The sequence below is a fragment of the uncultured Chitinophaga sp. genome (assembly GCF_937874145.1).
GTDB lineage: Bacteria > Bacteroidota > Bacteroidia > Chitinophagales > Chitinophagaceae > Chitinophaga.
Genome location: NZ_CALNBI010000131.1, coordinates 1 through 21,668 on the forward strand (window position 1 = coordinate 1; position 21,668 = coordinate 21,668).

The 21,668-nt window shown below is 55.5% G+C and carries 15 protein-coding genes; 5 read left to right on the top strand and 10 right to left on the bottom strand.

Annotated elements, in window-relative coordinates; all coding sequences use genetic code 11:
- Nucleotides 1-636 (top strand): MOFRL family protein (locus Q0510_RS05870; RefSeq protein WP_298709107.1); only part of this gene is annotated, 636 nt, incomplete at its 5' end.
- Nucleotides 637-710: 74 nt separating this feature from the next.
- On the top strand, nt 711-1,874 hold the full coding sequence (gene uxuA, locus Q0510_RS05875; protein ID WP_298709109.1) for a mannonate dehydratase: 1,164 nt from the start codon (nt 711-713) through the stop codon (nt 1,872-1,874).
- A gap of 101 nt (nt 1,875-1,975) precedes the next feature.
- Here the strand turns inward: uxuA and Q0510_RS05880 are convergent, their stop codons facing one another.
- The 3 genes from Q0510_RS05880 to Q0510_RS05890 are packed head-to-tail and all read right to left on the bottom strand — an operon-like array spanning nt 1,976 to nt 5,895.
- Nucleotides 1,976-3,247, bottom strand: coding sequence for a TolC family protein (locus Q0510_RS05880; protein ID WP_298709111.1), 1,272 nt, complete (start codon nt 3,245-3,247; stop codon nt 1,976-1,978).
- A gap of 19 nt (nt 3,248-3,266) precedes the next feature.
- The gene (locus Q0510_RS05885; protein ID WP_298709112.1) at nt 3,267-4,847 is read right to left on the bottom strand and encodes a DHA2 family efflux MFS transporter permease subunit; all 1,581 of its coding nucleotides are present in this window, start codon (nt 4,845-4,847) and stop codon (nt 3,267-3,269) included.
- Nucleotides 4,848-4,851: 4 nt separating this feature from the next.
- Complete coding sequence (locus Q0510_RS05890; RefSeq protein WP_298709113.1) at nt 4,852-5,895, bottom strand: HlyD family secretion protein; 1,044 nt, start codon at nt 5,893-5,895, stop codon at nt 4,852-4,854.
- Between the two features lie 146 nt (nt 5,896-6,041).
- Between Q0510_RS05890 and Q0510_RS05895 the strand changes: the two genes are divergently transcribed.
- The 3 genes from Q0510_RS05895 (at nt 6,042) to Q0510_RS05905 (ending at nt 7,842) form a co-directional block, all read left to right on the top strand.
- Entirely contained in the window at nt 6,042-6,533 is a 492-nt protein-coding gene (locus Q0510_RS05895; RefSeq protein ID WP_298709115.1) for a MarR family transcriptional regulator, read from the top strand.
- A 306-nt stretch (nt 6,534-6,839) separates the two neighbouring features.
- Nucleotides 6,840-7,241: a hypothetical protein gene (locus Q0510_RS05900; RefSeq protein WP_298709116.1), complete on the top strand. Its 402-nt coding sequence runs from the start codon at nt 6,840-6,842 to the stop codon at nt 7,239-7,241.
- A 346-nt stretch (nt 7,242-7,587) separates the two neighbouring features.
- Nucleotides 7,588-7,842 carry a hypothetical protein gene (locus tag Q0510_RS05905; protein ID WP_298709117.1) on the top strand — a complete coding sequence of 85 codons (255 nt, stop codon included), beginning with the start codon at nt 7,588-7,590 and terminating at the stop codon, nt 7,840-7,842.
- 218 nt (nt 7,843-8,060) lie between these two features.
- Here the strand turns inward: Q0510_RS05905 and Q0510_RS05910 are convergent, their stop codons facing one another.
- The 7 genes from Q0510_RS05910 to Q0510_RS05940 form a co-directional block, all read right to left on the bottom strand.
- On the bottom strand, nt 8,061-9,233 hold the full coding sequence (locus Q0510_RS05910; RefSeq protein ID WP_298709118.1) for an alginate lyase family protein: 1,173 nt from the start codon (nt 9,231-9,233) through the stop codon (nt 8,061-8,063).
- The gene (locus Q0510_RS05915) at nt 9,233-11,782 is read right to left on the bottom strand and encodes a glycoside hydrolase family 95 protein (protein WP_298709120.1); all 2,550 of its coding nucleotides are present in this window, start codon (nt 11,780-11,782) and stop codon (nt 9,233-9,235) included. The genes Q0510_RS05910 and Q0510_RS05915 overlap by 1 nt, the downstream gene beginning before the upstream one ends.
- A 324-nt stretch (nt 11,783-12,106) precedes the next feature.
- Nucleotides 12,107-13,426, bottom strand: a complete 1,320-nt coding sequence (locus Q0510_RS05920; protein ID WP_298709122.1) for a glucoamylase family protein — start codon at nt 13,424-13,426, stop codon at nt 12,107-12,109.
- Nucleotides 13,419-14,921, bottom strand: a complete 1,503-nt coding sequence (locus Q0510_RS05925) for a RagB/SusD family nutrient uptake outer membrane protein (protein WP_298709124.1) — start codon at nt 14,919-14,921, stop codon at nt 13,419-13,421. The genes Q0510_RS05920 and Q0510_RS05925 overlap by 8 nt, the downstream gene beginning before the upstream one ends.
- A gap of 13 nt (nt 14,922-14,934) precedes the next feature.
- Entirely contained in the window at nt 14,935-17,988 is a 3,054-nt protein-coding gene (locus Q0510_RS05930; protein WP_298709126.1) for a TonB-dependent receptor, read from the bottom strand.
- 220 nt (nt 17,989-18,208) lie between these two features.
- On the bottom strand, nt 18,209-19,675 hold the full coding sequence (locus Q0510_RS05935) for a sulfatase (RefSeq protein WP_298709127.1): 1,467 nt from the start codon (nt 19,673-19,675) through the stop codon (nt 18,209-18,211).
- Nucleotides 19,676-19,828: 153 nt separating this feature from the next.
- On the bottom strand, nt 19,829-21,199 hold the full coding sequence (locus tag Q0510_RS05940) for an alpha-L-fucosidase (RefSeq protein WP_298709129.1): 1,371 nt from the start codon (nt 21,197-21,199) through the stop codon (nt 19,829-19,831).
- Nucleotides 21,200-21,668: the final 469 nt, after the last annotated feature.

Here is a 21,668-nt window from a genome sequence, read left to right on the forward strand (position 1 = left end):
CTGGCCATCATCGATAAATACCAGCTCCGCGACCGCATCGCTTCCGGCATTCTTCTGCACCTGGAGCAGGGCGCCGCGGGGCTGGTCCCTGAAACCGCGCGCCCCGGGGAGCTGCCGCATGCCACCCACGTGGTGGCGGCGAGCAACCGCATCGCGCTGGAAGCCGCGGCACAAAAAGCCACGGAACTGGGTTATCACGCCAAGATCCTCACCGACAACGCTACCGGCAGGGCCCGCGAGCTGGCCGCTTCGCTGGTGCAACAGGCGCTGGCTTATGACGGTCCTTTCCCTGCGTGCCTCCTCGCCGGCGGAGAATCCACCGTGCAGGTAGCAGGCAACGGCCTGGGCGGGCGCAACCAGGAACTGGCGCTGGCAGCGGGCATGTTGCTGAAAGATGCGCCCAACATCACTTTCCTCGCCGCCGGCACCGATGGTATCGACGGCCCCACCGACGCAGCGGGCGCCGTCATCGATGCGGAAACCCTGGCACAGGGGCCCGATCCCCTGCCCTTCCTCGAAAACAATGACAGCTGGCATTACTTCCATCAAACCCATACCCACATCCGCACCGGCCCCACCAACACCAATGTGATGGATCTGGCCGTGATTCTCATTCAAGCCCCCGCAAACGTTTGACAAATTCCTTTCAGATAATTTGCTTATCTGGTTCGTAATGCTAATTTTGGGAAACTAAAAAAAATCGCAAGTTTATGCTGAGAATGGAACAGACCTGGCGGTGGTTCGGCCCCAAAGATCCGGTGAGCCTTTCCGATATCCGGCAAGCCGGCGCCACAGGTATCGTTACTGCCCTCCATCACATTCCCAACGGCACTGTATGGACCAAAGAAGAAATCATGCAGCGCAAACAGGAGATCGAAGCCGCAGGCCTCGTATGGTCTGTTGTGGAAAGCGTGCCCGTGCATGAAGACATCAAGACGCAGACCGGCCGCTTCAAAGACTACATCAAAAACTACCAGCAATCGCTCCGCAACCTCGCGGCATGCGGTATCTACACCGTTACATATAATTTCATGCCCGTGCTCGACTGGACCCGCACCGACCTGGCCTACACCGTGGAAGACGGTTCCAAGGCCCTCCGGTTCGACAAAGCCCAGTTCATGGCATTCGACCTCTTCATGCTCCAGCGCCCCGGTGCGGAGAATGATTATCCCGAAGAAGAAATCTCCCGCGCCAAGGAGCAATTCGACAGCATGACGGCCGACGAAAAAGCGCTGCTCCAGCGCAACATCATCGCCGGCCTCCCCGGTTCCGAAGAAAGCTTCACCCTCGAACTTTTCCAGCAGGCGCTGGATAAATATAAAGACATCGACGCCATCAAACTCAAGCTGCACCTCTTCTACTTCCTCCAGCAAATCGTGCCGGTAGCCGAAGAAGTGGGCGTGAAACTGGCCATCCACCCAGACGATCCTCCGTACGCCATCCTCGGCCTCCCCCGCGTGGTGAGCACCGAACAGGATGCCCGCGAACTGCTGGCTACTATCGTTTCCCCTTCCAACGGGCTCTGCTTCTGCACCGGCTCCTACGGCGTGCGGGACGATAACGACCTTCCCGGTATGATCGACCGCCTCGGCGATCACATCCACTTCATCCACCTCCGCTCCACCAAGCGCGACGCGCTGGGCAACTTCTACGAAGCCAATCACCTCGAAGGTGATGTGGACATGTACAGCGTGGTGAAAAACATCCTTGCCGTCATGAAGCGCAGGGGCGTTTCCATCCCCATGCGCCCCGACCATGGCCACCAGATGCTGGACGACCTCCACAAGAAAACCAATCCCGGCTACAGCGCCATCGGCCGCCTCCGCGGGCTAGCCGAACTGCGCGGCCTCGAAATGGGGATCGCAGGAAAATAATCTCACTTTACTTCAATGGATAAAAAATAGCCCGGTCTTCGAAAGACCGGGCCTTTTTTGTTTAAACACACACTACGAAAACAAAACCAATGAAACGGTGGTTATTGTTTCCAAAATTCTTGTCCGCTGAGGTGCATCAGCTCCAGCCCTGCCAGCGATAACTGGTACTGGTACTGGATCTTAGACAGCTGCGCTTCGAGCAGCGAGGTCTGCGCGTTCTGCAGGTCGAGGTAAGTGATCACGCCGTTGCGGTAGCGGCTCTGCGCCAGCGTAAGGGCGCGGTTCGCCTGTTGCAGCAACACTTCTGCTGTTTGCAGCCTTTCCCTTCCGGCCGACAGATCAGCGTTTTGCTGCGCCGCTTCTTTCTTCAGGCTTTCTTTCACATCCTGCGTATGCAGCTTCGCGATTTCCGCTTCGGTGGCGGCCATATGTTCCTGTGTGCGGAGTTTTTTACCGTTATAGATCGGCACCGAAAGGCTCACGCCGGCGTAGTAATTGAACTTCGGCGTGGTGATCTCGGGCAGGTATCCATTCTTGAAACCCGTACCGGCATTCAGGAACAGCGAAGGCTTATACTGCGCCTTCGCGATATCGATACCGGTTTCCGCTACTTTTTCCTTTTCCAGGGAAGTACGCATCGCCGCATTATGATCAAAGTCTTCAGCCGGCGGAATGGCCCAGGCGAAATCGGAATGCACCGAATCTTTCAGTTGTTCGCCCGTGAGGTATTCCAGCGCGGCGAGTTGTTTTTGCAATGAATTCGTGAAATCGACTTTCTTGTTGCGGTACGATTCGAGCTTCACGCGGGTGTTGATGAGATCGAGGTCGATTGCGTCTCCGTGCTTCAGCTTGTTTTCCACCATCGTTTCTGTTTCCTCCAGCAGATGGATGTTTGCGTCTTGCACGGCGATGTTATCCTGCAGGAAAGTGATGTTCAGGTAGACGTTGGCCACCTGGTAAGCGAGCTCTTCGCGGGCTTCGGCGGTTTGTACGCCCAGGAGTCCCGCCTGCGCCTGCGATTTCCTGATCTGGCTGCCGGATTTGCCGAAATCGAGCAGCAGCTGCCTTGCTTCGATGCCGGCATTGATGTTCTCGGAAGGCACCGGCTGGAAAGTGAAATCGCTGCCGGGCAATTGCACTTTGGGAACCGGGTACACATGGCTGTAAGTGGCCGTTCCGCTCACTTCCGGAAGGCGGCTTGTTTTGGCGAGGGTGGTCTGATCGGCGGCGATGCGCTGTTGCGTTTCCATCGCCTTGATCTGCGTGAAATGGGAGAATGACTGCTGCACGAGGGTTTTCAGCTCCCCGGGGGCCGTTTGTGCGAAAGCCCCTCCGGTCGTGCAGGTCAATATGATGATCAGTGCTTTTTTCATGTTCTGTGTGTTTTTGATATCAATGCGCATGTTCCGCCGCTTCCTTCATGGCGTCGGCGCTGAGGTTCCTTTTCTTCACGAACAGCATCAACGGCAGCACGCAAACGAAGAAGATCCCCACGATGCGGAATGCGTCGAGGTAAGTGAGAATATAGGCCTGTTTGGTGACGAGCCCATCGAGCATCGACAAGCTCGCGCGATGGGCGTCCGCCACCGCCATTCCCTTTGCAGCCAAAGCGTTGCCCATTTGCTGGAGGCGCTCCGTGGCCACGGGGCTATCCGGCCCCACATAGGGCAGCAGCTGCGTACGGTGCTCCAGGTACTGGCGCGCCACGTAAGTGTTCATGAACGCGATCCCGAAGGAACCGCCCAGCTGGCGCAGCATGTTGTTGATGGCGATCCCCTGCGGCATTTCCCTGGGCGTTAGTCCCGATACCGCCTGGTTGGTGAGCGGCACGCTCAGCATGGCGGAGCCGATACCCCGCAGCAGTAAGGGCCAGAAGAAGAACATTTCTCCCGCATCCGGACTGGCGGCAGACATCCAGAAGCAGAATATCGCGAACATCAGGAAGCCGGCGGTAATGAGATATTTCGGCGGAACGCCGCGCTGGATGGCTTTACCTACCATGGGCATCATAATCGCCGCCATGATCGCCCCGGGAAAGAGGCTTTCACCGGTGAGCGTGGGCGTATACCCCATGACGCGCTGCATCCAGACGGGATACACGAACATCGAACAATAAATCCCCATCCCCATGATAAACGTGAGCAGCGTCGTGATCGCCAGCGTCCGGTTTTTAAGTACATGCAGGTTGACGGCCGGTGCATCGGTCCGCAGTTCCCACCAGATGAATGTGATGAAAGCCACGGCCGCGGCCACGGTGAGCACGGTGATGTGCGTCGCTTCGAACCAGTCTTCCGACTGCCCTTTCTCCAGGATGTATTGCAAACTTCCCACCCAGATGCAGAGCAGCAGGATGCCGAAGTAATCGATCTTGATGGCTTTCCGGTTGATGTTGTACTCGTTCGGCTGCTTGTCGATGAACGAGAAAACGAGGAACGCGGCGATGATGCCGATGGGAACGTTGAGGTCGAAGATGAGCGACCAGTGGAAATTATCCACGATGATCCCGCCGAGCGTGGGACCAACGGTTGGACCGATAATCACGCCCATCCCGAAGATCGCCGAAGCCGTGGGCCGTTCGTAGATCTCGAACGTATCGAACAGGATCGACTGCGAAGTGCTCAACAGCGCGCCGCCGCCAACGCCCTGCAGGAAGCGCCAGGCCACCAGTTCCCACAGGCTGCCCGACTGCCCGCACATGTACGAGGCGAACGTGAAGATGAGAATGGAAGTGAGGTAATAGTTTTTACGGCCGAAATAAGAAGCAAGGAACCCGGTCATGGGGATCACGATCACGTTGGCGATGGCGTAAGCGGTGATGACCCAGGAAGCGTCCTCGATGGTGGCGCCGAGGTTGCCGCTGATCTGCGACAGCGCCACGTTTACGATCGTGGTATCGATCAGCTCCAGCATGGTGGCGGAGATGACCGTGGCCACGATGATCCATTTGGCGAGGCCTTTTGGTTTCGCTGTCATGCCCTTAATATTTTAAAGCCACTTCCACGCTCAGGCCGGCGCGGAGGCGGTCGAGGTATTGGTCGGCGTTGTCAATGGAGATTTTAACAGGAACGCGCTGAACGATTTTCACGAAGTTGCCGGTGGCATTGTCTGGAGGCAGCAGGGAGAATTTAGCCCCGGTAGCACGGGAGATCGCCGTTACATGGCCCTTCAGGTGCAGGTCGCTGAAGCCGTCTACTTCAATGTCGGCCTCCTGGCCTACTGTGATATGCGCCAGCTGCGTTTCCTTGAAGTTGGCCACGATGTAGAACCCGTTCTCGTCTACAATGGTGAAGAGGGGCTGCCCCGCCTGTACGAACTGCCCCGGCTCGATGTTCTTCCTGCCGATACGGCCTGCGATATTCGCCGTTACATGTGTGTAGCCGAGCTTCAGTTTGGCTTGTTCCACCGCTGCCTGCTTGCTGGCCAGGAGCGCTTCCGCCTGCTGGACCTTCGCGGCCGCTACCTGCACGGAAGACTTCGCCAGGGTGATATTATCCTGGGCGGCAAGGTATTGTTTGTCGTTGGTGAGGCTGGCGGCCCTGGTATCGTCGAGCTGGCGGTTGGTGATAGCCTGGTCGTCGAACAGGGCCTGGTCGCGGCGGAGGTCGGCCGAGGATTTGTCTTTCCGGACGAGCGCCACCTGTGCATTGGATTGCGCTACGGTGATACCGGCACTGGCATTGGCCAGGTTGGCCCGGGCCGTGGCCAGATCGGCTTCGGCCTGCCGGGCGTCAGCCTCCGCCTGCCGGAGGGCGATGCGGTATTCTTCGTCGTCTATGGTAACGAGCGTATCGCGCAGTTGAACGTTCCCGTAATCCTGTACGTTGAGACCTTTTACATATCCGGCTACCCTGGCGATCACGGGCGCGGAGTGCCCTTCTACCTGGGCATTGTCGGTGGTTTCGTGGTGGCGGGCGTACATCCACTGTTTAATGCCGAAAATGGCGCCGATAATGAGAATGGCGATGAAGATGAGCCTCGCCACGAGTTTGCCCCTCCGGGGGCTTGCGGGTGCAGTTTCCATGATGTGTGTGTTTTTCAAGAAATGGCGCCAAAGGTAAACTCAGTTTACCAAATAGACAAATAAGTTGACCTTTTTAAATTTTTATTATCTTTGTATGACAAAAGGCGATTATTTTTAGCCATTCATCCAAAACTGGCCGCACGATTATGACTACAACTGACAGAGACAAGCAACTGGCTGATATTATTGCGCTTCGACCAAAACTGTTGATCAGGCTTTTGAGCATCGTCAAGAAAGATTACGACGCTAGGTTAACGGAGCATTTACAAAAGAACGGGTACGCCGATTTCAAAATCGGGGACATGGTGCTCATGGCGAACATTTCCACGGAAGGAACGATTAACAATGAACTGGCGAAAAAGGCCCGCATCACCAAGCAGGCGATGAGCAAAGTGGTGAAAAACCTGGAAGCCATCGGCTACATCATTACCCGCAAGCACGAAACCGACAACCGCGCCACGGTGATTTTCCTCAGCGAAAAAGGGAAGCAGCTGATGATCGATATGTTCGGCGCCGTACAGGACATACAATCCTATTACACCACCATCATCGGGGAAAAAGACGCGGAGCTCCTCCGCGACGTGCTATTCAAACTGGCGGTAGAACTGCATCCCGCCATCGTCAACGGCACGCCCTGACGCACACATTTCCCCGGAAATTTTGTGAAGTACCGGTACTATTGCCGGCAATCGTTCATGCATCCGTTTGCTGCAGAATAAGGCCGCTTGCGGCGTGCTATGCAATGCATTTAAAAGCAGGTGAAACCAGCTGCCCATCCCTATGCAGCCGCCGTTGCGTCGCACACTTCAGCATCTGTGCATTTATTAAACATAGCCTGTATTTATACCTTCAAATAATATGTAACAAAAAATTTCTCTATTCCTTTTAGCACTATTTTTATTTCCATCCATAAATGGATGGAAATAAAAATAGTGCGCAATTCAATGAAAGGATATTCACATACAATCAACCCGAAAGAAATCGACGCTATTAAAGCGTTGGGATTCACCATTAAAACCGATATGGCAGATCTATATGCTTTTATCCGGGAAAATTTCCCCAACCTTGATTTACTATCGCTGTTGGCGGGGATTGTGCCAATTTTCTCGCAGGGAACAACCTTGAGGATTGTTAAACGGATTGTATCAAAAGACAAACCGCCAAGACTAATTATAGAAATTGAAAACGGAAATCTTGAAGACGAACGTTCCGCCTGGGGACTTCGTAGAACTTTCGTCAGGGAAGATGAAGAATGTATACTACTAAATGACTATTTACAAGTTCCCACCCAATACCGGAACAAAGGTGTTGCAAAATACATTTACAAGAATTTCCTCCAGCAATGATTAAACATAGGTGTACGTCGATGCAGACTGTTCGCTGTGAGAGAAGGAAGCGTAGTTTGGGCTAAATTGAGATTCAACGCAATATATCCAAGAGAAGTGAAGGAAATACTGGCATTAGCAAAAAACAAACTGCAAAACAATGAATTTCAAGCCATCGAAAGGATATACAACAATTATTACAAGAAATCCCCACAAGGCCAGGCCTTTCCGATATTCAAATGGGCAGAACTCCCTTTTATGGAAAAAGTATTGATAAGCTGTTCGTGGCACGGTGAAGTCGATTTGCACGATAGACAGCAATTGGTTAATTTTATATCACTCGTATCCGAATAAAACACAAACAGTCATGAAAAATGAATCTGCACATATTGGCGACGAATTGCTCAATAGCAGCAATTTGACTGAGATGGACAGAAAGTGTATGACAGTCCTGCAAACTGTAACGGACGGCGACTTTACATTAACAGAAGCATTGAAACTCTACGAAGTTTTACCGGCAGACTTTATGCATTTCCTTGCCGAACAGGTAATTGCCTACTTATATAAGATTACTGCCGATGCAACGTCTTCAAAGCTCCATCACCTGATCTCCGCCAACTGATCATGGACCTGGCGAAAAAATTATCGGCTATTGATAAAGAATCTCCAGAAGTAATCAGCCATTACAGCCAATTAGCCCGCCAAATTCAGACAGAAAAAATCTGATTATCATAACTCCTGTACAAAAAAAAGATGCCGGCTCAGACGAGACCGGCGTTATCATATTCCACGTCTACAGTAAAACTTTGAATAGCTTTATTGTGAATACAATTCTTTTTCCTAAATATTAACCATCCATATTTCAGGATGACGGACGGGCAGGTTGCGCAATACCTCCTCCACTTCCGAGCCATGGGGCAAACGCTCCCACAACCGGAAATAATCCTCCCTCCCATAGGCCGCGGCCGCAAACAACAGAAAGGGATGCGCCATTGGCCATTCGTCCCAATACATCACATCTTTGCCGTAAGGCCATAAATTTTTATGCTGAACGTAAGGGAACATAAAGGATATGCCTTTGCCAACCGATCTCCCTGCGGAATCTTCAAATCGCCAGATCCCCCCGCCCCGCGGGCCCAAAATCTGGCAAATAGTGGTCATGGCATCCAGATTGAATAACGCATAACCGTAAGGTTTTGTTCGTCGCAGTTCCAGCGGAAAGCTGCCGTCCTCCGCCATCTGGCCGGGCAACAACACTTCCCGGTACCGGCGTTCGCAAAATTCCAGCCACGAACTGTCTTTCAAAAACGAAGCAAACGCCGCTACCTGCATCGCCCAGCAGGTGCCGTGGTTGTTCTTCGCATTCATTTCATCTTTACCGTATGGGTGCTCCGTCATCCATTGCAGGTATTCCCTGAACCACCGGCGCACCGCTTCCAGCTCCCGCCCCCTGATTACGCCGGCCTTTTCCATGATCCGCAACGCCTGCGCCACCTCCAACAAGTGAATCGTATCGATGATGCCGATCCCCCGGCCGGTAGCCCTCCCCTTGATCGCCTGGGCATACAACAGGTGCGGCGCCATCCGCGTCGCACTATCCGCAAACCAGGCCAGGATATGCCGCTTCGCATGCTCCAGACGCGCCTTATTCCCATCGGCCACGTACGCCGCCGCCAATGCCCCTGCCACCCGGCTAAACCGGACCATCGCCTGGCGGTGCGCCACGAAGTTCCCGGGGTTCGTTTGCCCGTCGCGCTGCACGTACGGACTATCCGGATGCTTCGGGTCCGGCCACCAGTAATCGCCTTCGGAGCAAAAGTCGTGCCTTCCGCCGGCACTGCGGCCGCACCACGCTGCGGTGACTGTTACCGGCTGCTGCTGCATGGCCCAGGCCGCATCTTTTCGGATCTGCGCAGAACGCACTGCCAATGCGCGCTTCAGCCAGTCTGTTTCCTGCGCCAGCAATGTATGCATGCATAACAGGCATATCGGCAGCAAAAGCAGTTTTCTCATTATTTCGCTTTGATCGTCGTTTTACCTTTTTGAATGAGCACCGCCTTATCCTCCACTGCCGGCAACCGGAGCTCCGGCAGCTTATCCGGCTCGGCTATGCGCTTGTTCACCGCATATCCGTAATCCTTCAGCCCCCCGCTGTTCGCTACGGCAGCCGCCGGAGCGGCAATATCCACCGGCACATTGGTCCGGATAATCCGGCCTCCGGCATTCTTGGCCGAGCGGATGTCCGCCGTAACCAGCTTCCCGTTCTTCCAGGTGATATCCACTTCCATCCCGCCTTTTACTTTCAATCCCTTCACACTGCCATTCGGCCAGGCAGACGGTAACGCGGGCAGCAGATGGATCACGCCGTCGTGGCTCTGCACCAGCATCTCCGTAATCCCGGAGGTGACGCCGAAGTTGCCGTCGATCTGGAAGGGCGGATGCGCATCGAACAGGTTGGCGTAAGAACCGCCGCTGTTATCGGCCACGCTGATGGAATCCATTTCCGCAAGAAACAATTGCTTGTTGAGCATCGTGTACGCATGGTCGCCGTCTTCCAGCCGCGCCCACCAGTTGATCTTCCAGGCTTTGGACCAGCCGGTGCCGCCATCGCCCCGGAGGAGCAAACTGCGTTTGGCCGCAGCAGCCAGTTCCGGTTCCCTCCGCGGTGTGATGGCGTTACCCGGGAAGAGGCCGTAGAGATGCGACAGGTGGCGGTGCTTGTCGTTGGGACCGTCCCAATCGAGGTACCATTCCTGCAACTGGCCGAGCCGGCCCGCCTGGAACGGGTACAGGTTTTTCAGCTTCTGCCGTATCTGCGACACCAGTTCCTTATCGCGCCCCAGTATTGTAGCCGCCTGCGCGGTGCGGTTGAGGAGGTCGTGGATGATGGCGATATCCATCGTAGAAGCGATGCTCACGGAACCTTTCCGCGCACCGTTTATCAGGAAGTTATTTTCGGGGGAAGTGGAAGGATTGGTCACCCAATGCCCCGCTGTATCCTTCACCAGCCATCCGAGCATGAATTCGGTGGCCCCCTTCATGAGCGGGTAGGCGGTTTGAGCGAGGAAAAGACTGTCGTTCGTATACGCGTAATGTTCCCAAAGGTGGCGGCAGAACCAGGCGCCGGCCATGGGCCAAATGCCCCAGCGCGGATCGCCCCGCGGATCCCGCCAGTCGAACCCGCCGGAAGGCGCGGTAATGGCCCAGACATCGGCGTTGTGGTGAACGGTCCAGCCGCCCAGCCCGTAATTCACTTTCGCCGTTTCTTTCCCGTTCTCGGCGAGCTGACCGATAAACTCGAACAGCGGCGTGGCGCATTCAGACAGGTTGGCCGTTTCCGCCGGCCAGTAATTCATTTCGGTGTTGATGTTGGTCGTATAGTTGGAGCCCCAGGGCGGCTGCACTTTATCATTCCAGATGCCCTGCAGGTTCATGGCCGGCCCGCCCTTTCTCGACCCTGCGATCATAAGATACCGCCCGAACTGGTAAAGAAGCGTAGTGAGCTGGGGATCACGGTTCCCGCCTGCCTGGGTGTATTCTTTCAACCGCACGTCTGTAGGCTTTATGGAAGAAGAGTCTTGCCCCAGGTCGAGCGCCACGCGATGGAAAAGCGGCTGGTAATCGGCGAGGTGCCTTTGCAGCAGGGTATTGTATGTCATTTTTGACGCATGCTGCAACGGCGCCAGTGCAGCGGAGTCCGGCCGGCGGCCATGCAGCACCGGGTTGTTGAACGGACCGTTGAAGCCCGTTCCGACGGAAACGAGCAGCGTCACTTCCGTGGCGCCCTGGATATGCAGCTGCTGGCCGTCGGCGAAGGATTTGCCATCGGTCAGCCGGGCTTTCACATGCACTTCGTACGGTATGCCTTTAGCCGGATCATATTCAATGCCACGCTTTTCATACGGCCGGTGCGGCACGTACGAAGGGCACTGCCCTTTCATGACCAGGTGGTCGCGGTCCATGGTGGTCACCACCGACTGCATGGGGTTGCGGAAACCCACGGTGAAGTCCAGCGCCTTTTTACGGCTGCTTTTCCAGCGGATCACCAGGAGCTGATCGGGGTACGACACGAACATCTCGCGCGTGTATTCCACCCCGTTATCCTTATATTTAACATGTGCCCGGGCCGTGTTCAGGTCGAGGGAACGCTCGTAGCCGGAGGCGTTTCCGGCATGGGCAGGTTTGAGGAAAAGCCCCCCCAGTGTGAGGTAGCGGGCCGAATAAGGGCCGAGCATCAGCCGGCTGAGCGAGTCTGCCTTCAGGTATTCCCCGTTCCAGAGCGCCTGGCGCACCAGGGGCAAGGTGTTGTAGGCGCCGGGATTGTTGCCTACTCCGGGCCCGCCGCTCCACAAAAACGCTTCGTTCAGTTGCAGTTGTTCTTCTTCCACCCCACCAAAAACCATCGCCCCGATGCGCCCGTTGCCCACCGGCAGCGCCTGGTTCCAGTTGGCCGCAGGCTGGCGGTACCAGAGTTGCAATAAGGGATCGTGTTGCTGCGCCATCGCCACCGTAGCGGTACAGCACAGCCAGGCAGCCATCCAGCCTTTGAATCTTCTGTTCATATCGGTATTACACACTTTTTATTCGCTCCGGAAAATGCTTTCCCGTCCACAGGCATACGGCCAAAGCCGCGGCGCCCATGGACTTCAGGAAAGCTTGAATGGATTGGAAAAGTACATGATACTACTTTTCATAACGCGGTGCCCCGCAGGGCATATACATACATACTTGCTGTTGACGTTGACGACGTGTTATTTAGGCAAACGTTTGCAGCGATTCATACACGCTTCCTTTCAATCGGTGCCGCAAACCTGGATCCGAAATTATGCAATCGGTTGCAGTAATCAAAACATTTTTTTAACGGATACTGATACTGGATTCGCCAATCAGAGGGCGGGACTGCTGAACCCCAATCTTTTCAGTCCCGTTTTTACTTCCGGGCAACTCATGAAAAGCCGCCACAGCAGCCCGCTGCGGTAGTTTTCTATCATCACCACGATCGGGCCCTGGTCAATGGCCAGGTACTGGTAATCAAACCAGTTCGTGGTTTCGTTGAAGGCATCATAAAAGCCATACTCACCCCAGAGGCGGTCGCCCAGCTTGTCGTAAAAATGACGCATCGCCTGCATGGAATATTCCGGGGTATAGGGGAACGACGATAAAGCCGCCGTAGGCGTGATCACGCCCAGATCGTTCGTGGGGCTATGCGCATTATAGAATTCATGGTTGTCGCTGGCGGTAAGGCCCCAGCATTCCGGCCCGTAACCTTTGAATTTCTTTGGATTGTCGATACAGTATTGCCGGTTGATGAGGGTATGGTTGCGGTTCTGTTCCCAATAGTCGGCATACTGATCTTTCAGCCCGCGTGGATCGAGGCCGAGGAAAGAATAATGGGCGAAGAAGAGCGGCCCTCCGTACGGAAAACCCAGTGGCAGCTTGATACCGAGATATTCATTCCCGTTATAGAAATGCGTATTCACCGCCCAGCCCTGGTGATAGGCCTTCGGCGAAATGGGATAAGTGGGCGAAGAAGCCGCCAGCACATAGGCGATCAGGCATTCGTTGTACCCCCGGATCTGGTGGTTCATGGCCCATCCCTGGTTGGGCGACCAGTGCCAGTACAGCACATCCTGCCCGCCCTGTGTGTACCAGTTCCATTCCGTTTCGTTCCACATCCAGCCGATTTTGTCGCGCAGCTCGCGCTCTTTGGGTGCATCCCGGTCGAAATACTGCCGGACGCACAGCAGCCCCTGCCACATGAAAGCCGATTCCACCACATCCCCGCCGTCGTCCCGGCGGCTGAAGGGCACCGTTTTACCCGTGCCGCCATGCATCCAATGCGGCCAGATGCCATGGTAATGGTCGGCTTTCAGGAGGAAGTTGACGATCTTCAGCAACCGGTCCAGCCCTTCTTCCCGCGTGATGAATTTTCTTTCAATCCCCACCAGAATAGCCATCACCCCAAACCCGGAACCGCCGATCGTGACGGTATCGGGCGTGATGGTGCGTTCCGGCGCCAGGCCGGAAACGGGATGTGCGAACTTCCAGAAGTAATCGAAAGTCTTTTGCTGGACCAGCGTCACCAAAGCAGTATCCCCCAGCTGCTGCCGGGGGATCTTTTTTTTCTTCTGCTGCGCATGCAGCGCTAAAGGCAGGAGCAACGCTGCCACACATAAAACGGCGTATTTACGAAGCGTATCAATCATATCCAGGATTTTGCGTCAGTCGGTTATTGGAAAGTACGCGTTGCTCCTGCGGAATGGGGAACAACTCGTTTTTATTATCTACGAAAGCCTTGCCGTGCGCGCGCAGCACCTGCCCGGCGCGCCCGGTGCGCACCAGGTCCCAGAAGCGGTCGTGCTCCATCGCCAGCTCTACTCTCCTTTCCTTCCAGATCTTCTGGCGAAGGTCGGCCTGCCCGCCGTTCGTTGCCGCCGGCAAGCCCGCGCGCCTCCGCACGATGTTCAGTTTCGCCAGCGCTTCGGCCCCGTTCCCCAGTTCATTCGCGGCTTCCGCATACTGCAGCAGCAATTCGCCATACCGCAATACGCGGAGGTTTTTCGGTGTACGGTCGGGGCTCCCGCAGTAGGGTTCCTGCGTCCGGCTGTGATAGGCTTTGTAATTATACCTGTCGTTCTCCACGGAATCGCGGCTTGGCACCCGGAAGCCATCCCACAACACCGTTCCGTTAGGCTGGATGGTGATGATGGTCGCGTCTTTCCGCTTGTCGCCCGGCTCATAAGCAGCGGCCAGGTCGGCACTCGGATTGTTAAACCCGAAACCGAAATCGGACCATCCCCTCCTCGCACGAATGCCCTGGCTGTTGGCATACAACTCGATAGCCGCGTTGCAGGCGGCGTTGGTGCCTGTCTGCACTTCAAAGATGGATTCGATCGAATTGGCGCCCTTTGCCCGCCAGATGTCGGCGTAATTGGACAAAGTATCATACAACCCGGAATTCACCACGGCCTGCGAAAGGTTGAAAGCGTTTTGCCAGTCTTCCCGGTACATGTAGACTTTCCCCAGCAGCATCTGCGCCGCTCCCTTCGTTACGCGCCCCACCTGCGTGGCGCCTTTCACCGGGATGTTATCCACCGCAAACCGGAGATCGCCGATGATCAGCTGGTAAATATCTTCAGCGGAAGCGCGTGTCTGGAACTCGTCCGAATTGGCTTCGTCGGGCGTTGGCACCCGGTCGAGCTTGGGAACGCCGCCGTAAGTCCTTACCAGGTTAAAATAAAAATATCCGCGCAGAAAACGTACTTCCCCGATCAGCCGGTTTTTATCTGCTTCCGGCAATGGGCTCAGGGGCAATTTATCCAGCGCCTGGTTGCAGCGCGCAATGCCCTGGTACAGCCCCGTCCAGTAGTTTTGGACAATGGGATTGGTGGCGGTAAAGGTGAAATTATCGATCTGGAGGGCAGGCTCATAGTCCTGCGGGGTGCTGCCCTTATCGGCATCGTCGCTGGAGATACTCGTGAGGGTGATGAATTGCAGCCCATGGATATCCGGCCCGAAGCCGCCCAGCCACATCACGTTGTACACGCCGTTGACCAGGTCGATGGCCGCCGTGGGGTTTGTCCGGATCTCATCTTCCGTTACCCGCCCCTGCGGCGGAATATCGAGAAAACTCTTTCCGCAGGCGGCATACAGGATCATAGATCCAATCAGCACAGTGGGTATATAAAACAGTTTTTTCATGTCGCCGTTTTTTTTAGAAAGTGATGTTCAACCCTAACGCATATGTACGCGTAGTGGGATATGGGCTCAGTTCTATGCCGGCTTCGAGCGGACTGCTGCTGTTCTGCAGGCTCAGGAAGCCATCCTGTTTCGGGTTGCTGGAAATCATTTCCGGGCTGAAGCCGCTGAAACGCTTCACCGTGAACAGGTTCTGCGATGTCAGGTACACGCGCACCCTTTCTATTTTAATTGCATCCAGCACATTTTTAGGCAACGAATACCCAACGGTCAGGTTGTTCAGCCGGAAGAAATTCCCCGACTCCACGAAATAAGTGGATGCAGGCGTATTACCATACAGGACGCGCGGATCGGTGGCAGAAGGCCGGCTGGCCGTCCAGCGGCGGTCGGCGTAATCCGACTCGATATTGTCCGTCACTTCATACCGGAATGCCTTCTTCCCGTTGTAGATTTTATTGCCGGCGTTGCCGTAAAAATCCATGCTGAAATCAAGCCCTTTGTAATTGAACCCGGCATTGATGCCGTAATAAAATTTGGGTTGATACGATCCCGCATAAATACGGTCCAGGTCGTTGATGGCGCCGTTGCCGTCCACATCGCGGTATTGCAAATCGCCGGGCTGCGCATTCGGCTGGATCTTCTGCCCGTTCTTATCCACATACGCATCGATGGCGGCCTGGTCGGGGAATACGCCCATGGCATCCAGCACGAAGAAAGAACCGATCGGCTGACCGTTGTCCGTTTTGGTGATATTACCCTGCTGCCCCACGCCGCCGCGGAACAATGGCTGCCCCTGGTTGAGGCCTGTCACCTCGTTGTTGTTCAGCGTCATATTGCCGCCGATGTTGTAACTGAAATCATCCGACAGGTTATCCTTCCATCCCAACGTAAATTCCCAACCCCGGTTAACGAACGAGCCGGCATTCGTCGTGTATTCATTATCCGGATCGCCGAGCAGGCCGGGAATTTTCACGGTCACCAGGGCGTCTTTCGTTTTCTTGTTATAATAATTCACCTCACCCGTCAGCCTGCTTTCCAGGAACGCGAATTCAAGGCCGAAATCATATTCTTCGGTGGTTTCCCATTTCAGGTTGCGGTCTTTGATATCGGCGAGGTTGGTACCTAATGTGGGCGTGCCGTTGAAGAAATACAGCAGGCCTGAGTTGGCGGTGAGGATGTAGAGGTTGGAAGCGATGTTGTCGTTCCCGATGCGCCCCCAGCTGCCGCGGAGCTTCAGGAAGCTCAGGGCGCCGTCTTTCGGCATCCAGGGCTCCTCAGAAATCACCCAGCCGGCGCCCACCGCCGGGAAGTACCCGTTCCTGTTATCGGAAGGGAAGCGGGACGACGCATCGTTACGGAACGATACCGTCAACAGGTATTTATCCGCATAACTGTAATTGACGCGCCCCAGCCAGGAACGGCGGGCGTATTTGTCGCCGTCGGCCGTGTTGGTGGAAGTGTTGGGGTCCCCCGCGATGAGGTACCACATATCCGGACTGTTCGGCACATTCCTGCGCAGCCCTTCGAGATAATTCCCTTCATATTCCTGCGAAGTGAAACCGGCCAGTACGGTGAGGTCGTGGCGGTCGAAGCGTTGCTGGAACGTTACGGTATTATCCCAGATCCATTCCGTCCCTTCTTCCTTCACCATGGTGAGCTGGCTCTCTGGCCGCTGCTGGTTGCCGCCGGCCACGAGGAATGTGGTTTCATCATTCAGGAAGGCGGCATTATACCGCCGCCGGTTCTGGAACCCCTGGTTGGCGCTGATGCTGCTGCGGAGCTTGATGAATTCCCATGGGCTGTATTCCAGGTACCCCGTTCCCTGCAGGCGGTTTTCCTTGTAGCGGTCGTTGACCTTATCGATGGACAAAATGGAATTGCCAACGTTCTGGAACGCGGAAGTATTGCCGTATTTGCCATCCCGGGTGATGGGGATCACGGGAGCGGCGCGGTAGGTGTTGTTGTACACTTCGGCGAGGTTCACGTTCTGCGTGGTGTTGTGCATGTACGACACCTGGGCCACGAATTTCAGGTTATCGGCGATGTTCCATTCGTTGTTGGAGCGGATGGTGAAGCGGTCGTATTTGTTACCTTGCACAATGCCTTCGTCGGTCAGGTAACCGGCGTTGAAATAGTACAGGAATTTCTCGGTGCCGCCGGAAAGGGAGACGTTATGTGTTTGCTGGAATCCCTTGCGCAGGAGCGCGCCGTACCAATCGCTGTTGGCCCCGTAATCGGGAATGGTGACGTTGGGGCCCGCATCTTTCAGGTAATCCGTGTATTGCGACGCGTTGGCCATTTTCACCTGGTTCGCTACTTCCCGCCAGCCCACCGTCATATTGTAAGCCACTTCCATCTTGCCGGCGCGGCCGCGCTTGGTGGTGATGATGATCACTCCATTGGCCGCGCGCACACCGTAGATGGCGGAAGCGGATGCGTCTTTCAGCACGTCCATCGTGAGGATATCGGCGGTATTGATATTGCGGATATCGTTCGTCAGTACCCCGTCCACTACGTACAAAGGTTCCGCGCCTGCGAGCATACTGCCCGTACCACGGACGCGCACCTGCGGTTGCGAGCCCGGCGCGCCAGAGCTCACGATCTGCACACCCGCCAGCTTACCCTGCACGCCTTGCGTAGCGGTATTGACAGGCTGCGCCGCAATGGCTTCGCCGGAAATGCTTCCTACAGAGCCCGTGAGGTCGCGCTTGCGGCGGGTGCCGTAACCGACCACCACCACCTGGTTCAGTTCGCTGGCTGAGGATTCCAGCACAATATCGATCACCGAACGGCCGCCCAGCGGCACTTCCTGCGGCGTATAACCGATATAGGAAAATATCAGCACGGCATTGGCGTCGGTCACATTCAGGGAATAAGTACCGTCAGGCTGGGTGACGGTTCCGGTGCTGGTTCCTTTGATCTGGATGGTAACCCCTGGCAATGGGTTCCCGTCTTTGTCCTTTACCGTCCCTTTCACGGGGTCGAACGGCGGACCGGCTATCGCGGCCTGTGCATGTTCCGTGGAAAAGAACAGCAGTACCGCGACAAACATGAGTAAGCCTGGTTTCATACATCAACGAGTTTTGAATGTCAGTAAATGGGTTGAAAGGAAAGGGCTAAACAGGCGGCGTACGGGGAAAAATAGGGAGAACGACTGCATATACATTACAATCGACAGGAAATGAATGTTCAGTGCTGTTGGCCATTTCAGCCCCCAACAGAGCATTCGGGCAATAAAAAACCCTCCCGGTACAACTACCGGGAGGGTTTTAGCAGATATGTTAACTGCATCAGGGCTGCACTTTGGCGGCGGGGCGTCTTTCGGTGCCGGGCATTTTGCGGAGTTCGTCGCCGAGCGACTGGCGGTAGTTATCGGCGATGGCTTCGAGGTCTTTCACGACCTGCGGGAACACTTTGCTGACGTCCGTGGTTTCGCCGGGATCGATGCTAAGGTCGTACAACCCGCCTTCGGTGGGCACGTCGGGCGCGGGTGCGGGGAAGCCGTCGTATCCGGGGGGATTAAGGCGGTAGGTGCGGGCCTTATGGGGGAATACGAGCTTGTAATTCCCTTTGCGCACGGCTTCCAGGTTGTTGACGTTGTAATAGTATACGAAATGCTCACGTGGATTGGCGCCCGGCTCGTTTTTGAGCAAGGGTAGGATACTGAGCCCGTCGATCTTCCGCTTGGGCAGATCCGCGCCGCAAACGGCCGCTACCGTTGGCAGGATATCGATCGCAGCGGCCACCTTGTTGCAAATGGTGCCGGCGGGAATTTTCCCGGGCCACTGCATAATGCAGGGCACGCGCTGGCCGCCTTCCCAGCTGGAGCCTTTCCCTTCGCGAAGGCCGCCGGTATTGCCGGCATGGTTGCCGTAATTGAGCCAGGGACCGTTGTCGCTGGTGAAAATCACAAGCGTATTCTTGTCTAGCCCGTTTTCTTCGAGTGTTTGCAGGATGCGGCCTACGGATGCGTCCAGTTCCATCATGAGGTCACCGAAGAGCCCTGCACCGCTTTTCCCCCTGAATTTTTCCGACACGGCAATGGGCACATGCGGCATGCTGTGGGCCATGTAAAGGAAAAAGGGCGACTTTTTATTCTTGCGGATGAACTCGCAGGCCCGGTCGGTGTAGATGCCGGTTAGTTCCGCCTGGTCGTCGAGGCTGCGGATAATGCGGCGGGTTTCGTTCCCTTCGATAAGCGGCAAGGGCGGGTAGCGGGCGCGCCATACTTTGGAAGTTTCCGGGTAGGGCTTGCCGTCGTAATGCACGGGCCACATGTCGTTGGAGTACGGCAGGCCGAGGTATTCGCTGAAACCGTTCTGGAGCGGGAGGTACGGCACTTTCGAGCCCAGGTGCCATTTGCCGACCATGCCGGTTTTGTAGCCCTGGTCTTTGAGGATTTCCGCGATCGTTTCCTCTTCCCCGTTCAGCGCGATTTTGGAATCGGGGTTCAGGGCGTTGTGGATGCCGATGCGGTTGGGATAGCAGCCGGTGAGCAATCCCGCCCGCGAAGCGGAACACACGGCCTGTGCGGCGTAGAAATGCGTGAAACGCATCCCCCGCGCCGCCATCCGGTCGAGGTTAGGCGTGGCGTACGGACCGCCGCCATAGCAGGCCGGGTCGCCGTAGCCCATATCGTCCATGAAAATGATGATGACGTTCGGTTTGGCGGGCGGTTGCGGCTCTGCTGGCACAAAGCTCGCCGCCATGGCGGCCGCCAGCGACAGAACGAAACAGGTGGTGATGTTCTTCAACATGGTTGTGGATTGACGCGTCAAACGAGTGGGTTGTATGTATACGCTAATGTAATAAGAATGAAGGGATAAGCATATCCCTTCCATAAAACACCGATGTCTTACCCATATCTTACCCCTTTATGAGGGTAAGATATCCCCGGCTTTACCCCCTGGTTAATCTGCCAGAATCAGTTCTATGACGGGTATTTCCACGCCGGGCTTGATGACGGGCAGGCTTAGATTCAGGTCGTTGGCGCCAAGTTCGCTTTTGATCCAGTGGCTGACGGGCGCGCTGATCTTGATTTCGGAGCCATCGTGCAGGAACTGTGCGTACTTGATCTTGCCTTTATAACCGGGCAGTGTGAAGTTCTGCAGGGGATAATCGAGCAGGTGGACGTATAGGCGCTTCGTAGCGGGATTGAAAGTAAGCAAGCTGTGCTCGGGGCGCGCGAAGGAATCGGGGGCCTGTGTGCAGCCGTAGATGGCGCGGCTATTGTATTCCATCCAGTCGCCCATGCCGGAGAGCGCCTTCAGCGCGCGCGCGTCGAATTTGCCGCGGGCGGTGGGGCCTACGTTGAGGAGAAGGTTGCCGCCTTTGCTGACCGTTTCGGCGAGGAGCACGAGCAGTTGCTTATTGTCTTTCCAGGTGTTTTCATCCCGGTAATAGCCCCACGAACCGGAGAAGGTCTGGCAGGTTTCCCAGGGTACGCGCTGGCCGTTTACCGTGGGCCAGGCGGGCACTTTGAATTGTTCAGGTGTGATGAAATCACCGCCATCGGCATACTCTTTCAGATCAAGGCGGTCGTTGACGATGATGCCGGGCTGGAGCTTGCGCACCATTTTGATGAGATCCACGGAACCCCAGTCGTTATGGTCTTTCCCGCGTTTACCGGGGTAGGAGAAGTCGAGCCAGAGCATATCGATCTGGCCGTAATTGCTGAGCAGTTCGCGCACCTGGTTCATGAGGTAAGTGCGGTATTTGCTCATATCGCGGTTCTTGTTAAGTTCGTCATATTCTTCGTCGGTCCGTGGCCGGTGGGCATGGGTGCCGTCGATGGTGAAGTGGGGGTGGTGCCAGTCGATGAGTGAATAATAGAACCCGACGCGGAGGCCTTCGGCGCGGAATGCATCGACCCATTCGCGGATGAGGTCTCTTTTGGCGGGCGTGTTGGTGGCTTTATAGTCGGTGTATTTCGAATCGAAGAGGCAGAACCCGTCGTGGTGCTTGGTGGTGATGACGGCGTACTTCATGCCGGCAGCTTTAGCACTGCGGGCCCATTCGCGGGGGTTGTAAAGATCCGGGTTGAAGAGGTCGAAGTATTGGCGGTATGCGGCTTCGGAGATATGTTCGCGTTGCTGCACCCATTCGTGGCGTGCGGGGAGTGCGTACAGGCCCCAGTGGATGAACATGCCGAACCGGTCGTTGGTCCACCAGGCGAGGCGTTTTTCTTTTTGTGCGGGTGTTTCGTTGAACAGCCGTTTTTCCTGGGCGGTGGCGGAGAGGCCGGCGGCGCAGAGGAGGAGGAAAAGGAGTGATCGTTTCATAGCAGCATCTGTATTTTAATAGCGTGCGGCAAGATAGTTTACGGGGATTGGGGTGGATGGTAGTTTTTTGGCATTGATTGGGTGAATTTGAATTTTGCGGAGCAATTGGGGATGAAGGAGGGTAATGCGCCATTCGATTCTCCGGTGTTACATGGAACATGCTGGCTGAAGGATCACTATGATCGTTGGGGAATCAGCCCACAGTTTGTTAACTCGATATTCATTAACAATTAATTAACAACCCAGGCAATCAAACAGCATTAACATCGCATCAGGAGTTATTTTTTAAAGATGAAACGTTTGTTGTTAGCCATTGGTTTGGCAAATTCGTTCATAGGCAGGGCACCCGCAGGCACATCAGCGCCGGCGGGCTTTTTATATGTATAAACGTCTGCTGTGGCGGATCCTGAAAATTGGCAAAACATGCCCGGCCGATGGTTGCCTGCTTTCCCGGCGCCATTCACCCGGA

Coding starts and splice junctions, on each gene's coding strand:
- Q0510_RS05915 (WP_298709120.1), bottom strand. CDS start 11,782: ATGAACAGAAGATTCAAAGGCTGGATGGCTGCCTGGCTGTGCTGTACC.
- Q0510_RS05920 (WP_298709122.1), bottom strand. CDS start 13,426: ATGATTGATACGCTTCGTAAATACGCCGTTTTATGTGTGGCAGCGTTG.
- Q0510_RS05890 (WP_298709113.1), bottom strand. CDS start 5,895: ATGGAAACTGCACCCGCAAGCCCCCGGAGGGGCAAACTCGTGGCGAGG.
- uxuA (WP_298709109.1), top strand. CDS start 711: ATGCTGAGAATGGAACAGACCTGGCGGTGGTTCGGCCCCAAAGATCCG.
- Q0510_RS05880 (WP_298709111.1), bottom strand. CDS start 3,247: ATGAAAAAAGCACTGATCATCATATTGACCTGCACGACCGGAGGGGCT.
- Q0510_RS05910 (WP_298709118.1), bottom strand. CDS start 9,233: ATGAGAAAACTGCTTTTGCTGCCGATATGCCTGTTATGCATGCATACA.
- Q0510_RS05930 (WP_298709126.1), bottom strand. CDS start 17,988: ATGAAACCAGGCTTACTCATGTTTGTCGCGGTACTGCTGTTCTTTTCC.
- Q0510_RS05900 (WP_298709116.1), top strand. CDS start 6,840: ATGAAAGGATATTCACATACAATCAACCCGAAAGAAATCGACGCTATT.
- Q0510_RS05925 (WP_298709124.1), bottom strand. CDS start 14,921: ATGAAAAAACTGTTTTATATACCCACTGTGCTGATTGGATCTATGATC.
- Q0510_RS05905 (WP_298709117.1), top strand. CDS start 7,588: ATGAAAAATGAATCTGCACATATTGGCGACGAATTGCTCAATAGCAGC.
- Q0510_RS05885 (WP_298709112.1), bottom strand. CDS start 4,847: ATGACAGCGAAACCAAAAGGCCTCGCCAAATGGATCATCGTGGCCACG.
- Q0510_RS05940 (WP_298709129.1), bottom strand. CDS start 21,199: ATGAAACGATCACTCCTTTTCCTCCTCCTCTGCGCCGCCGGCCTCTCC.
- Q0510_RS05935 (WP_298709127.1), bottom strand. CDS start 19,675: ATGTTGAAGAACATCACCACCTGTTTCGTTCTGTCGCTGGCGGCCGCC.
- Q0510_RS05895 (WP_298709115.1), top strand. CDS start 6,042: ATGACTACAACTGACAGAGACAAGCAACTGGCTGATATTATTGCGCTT.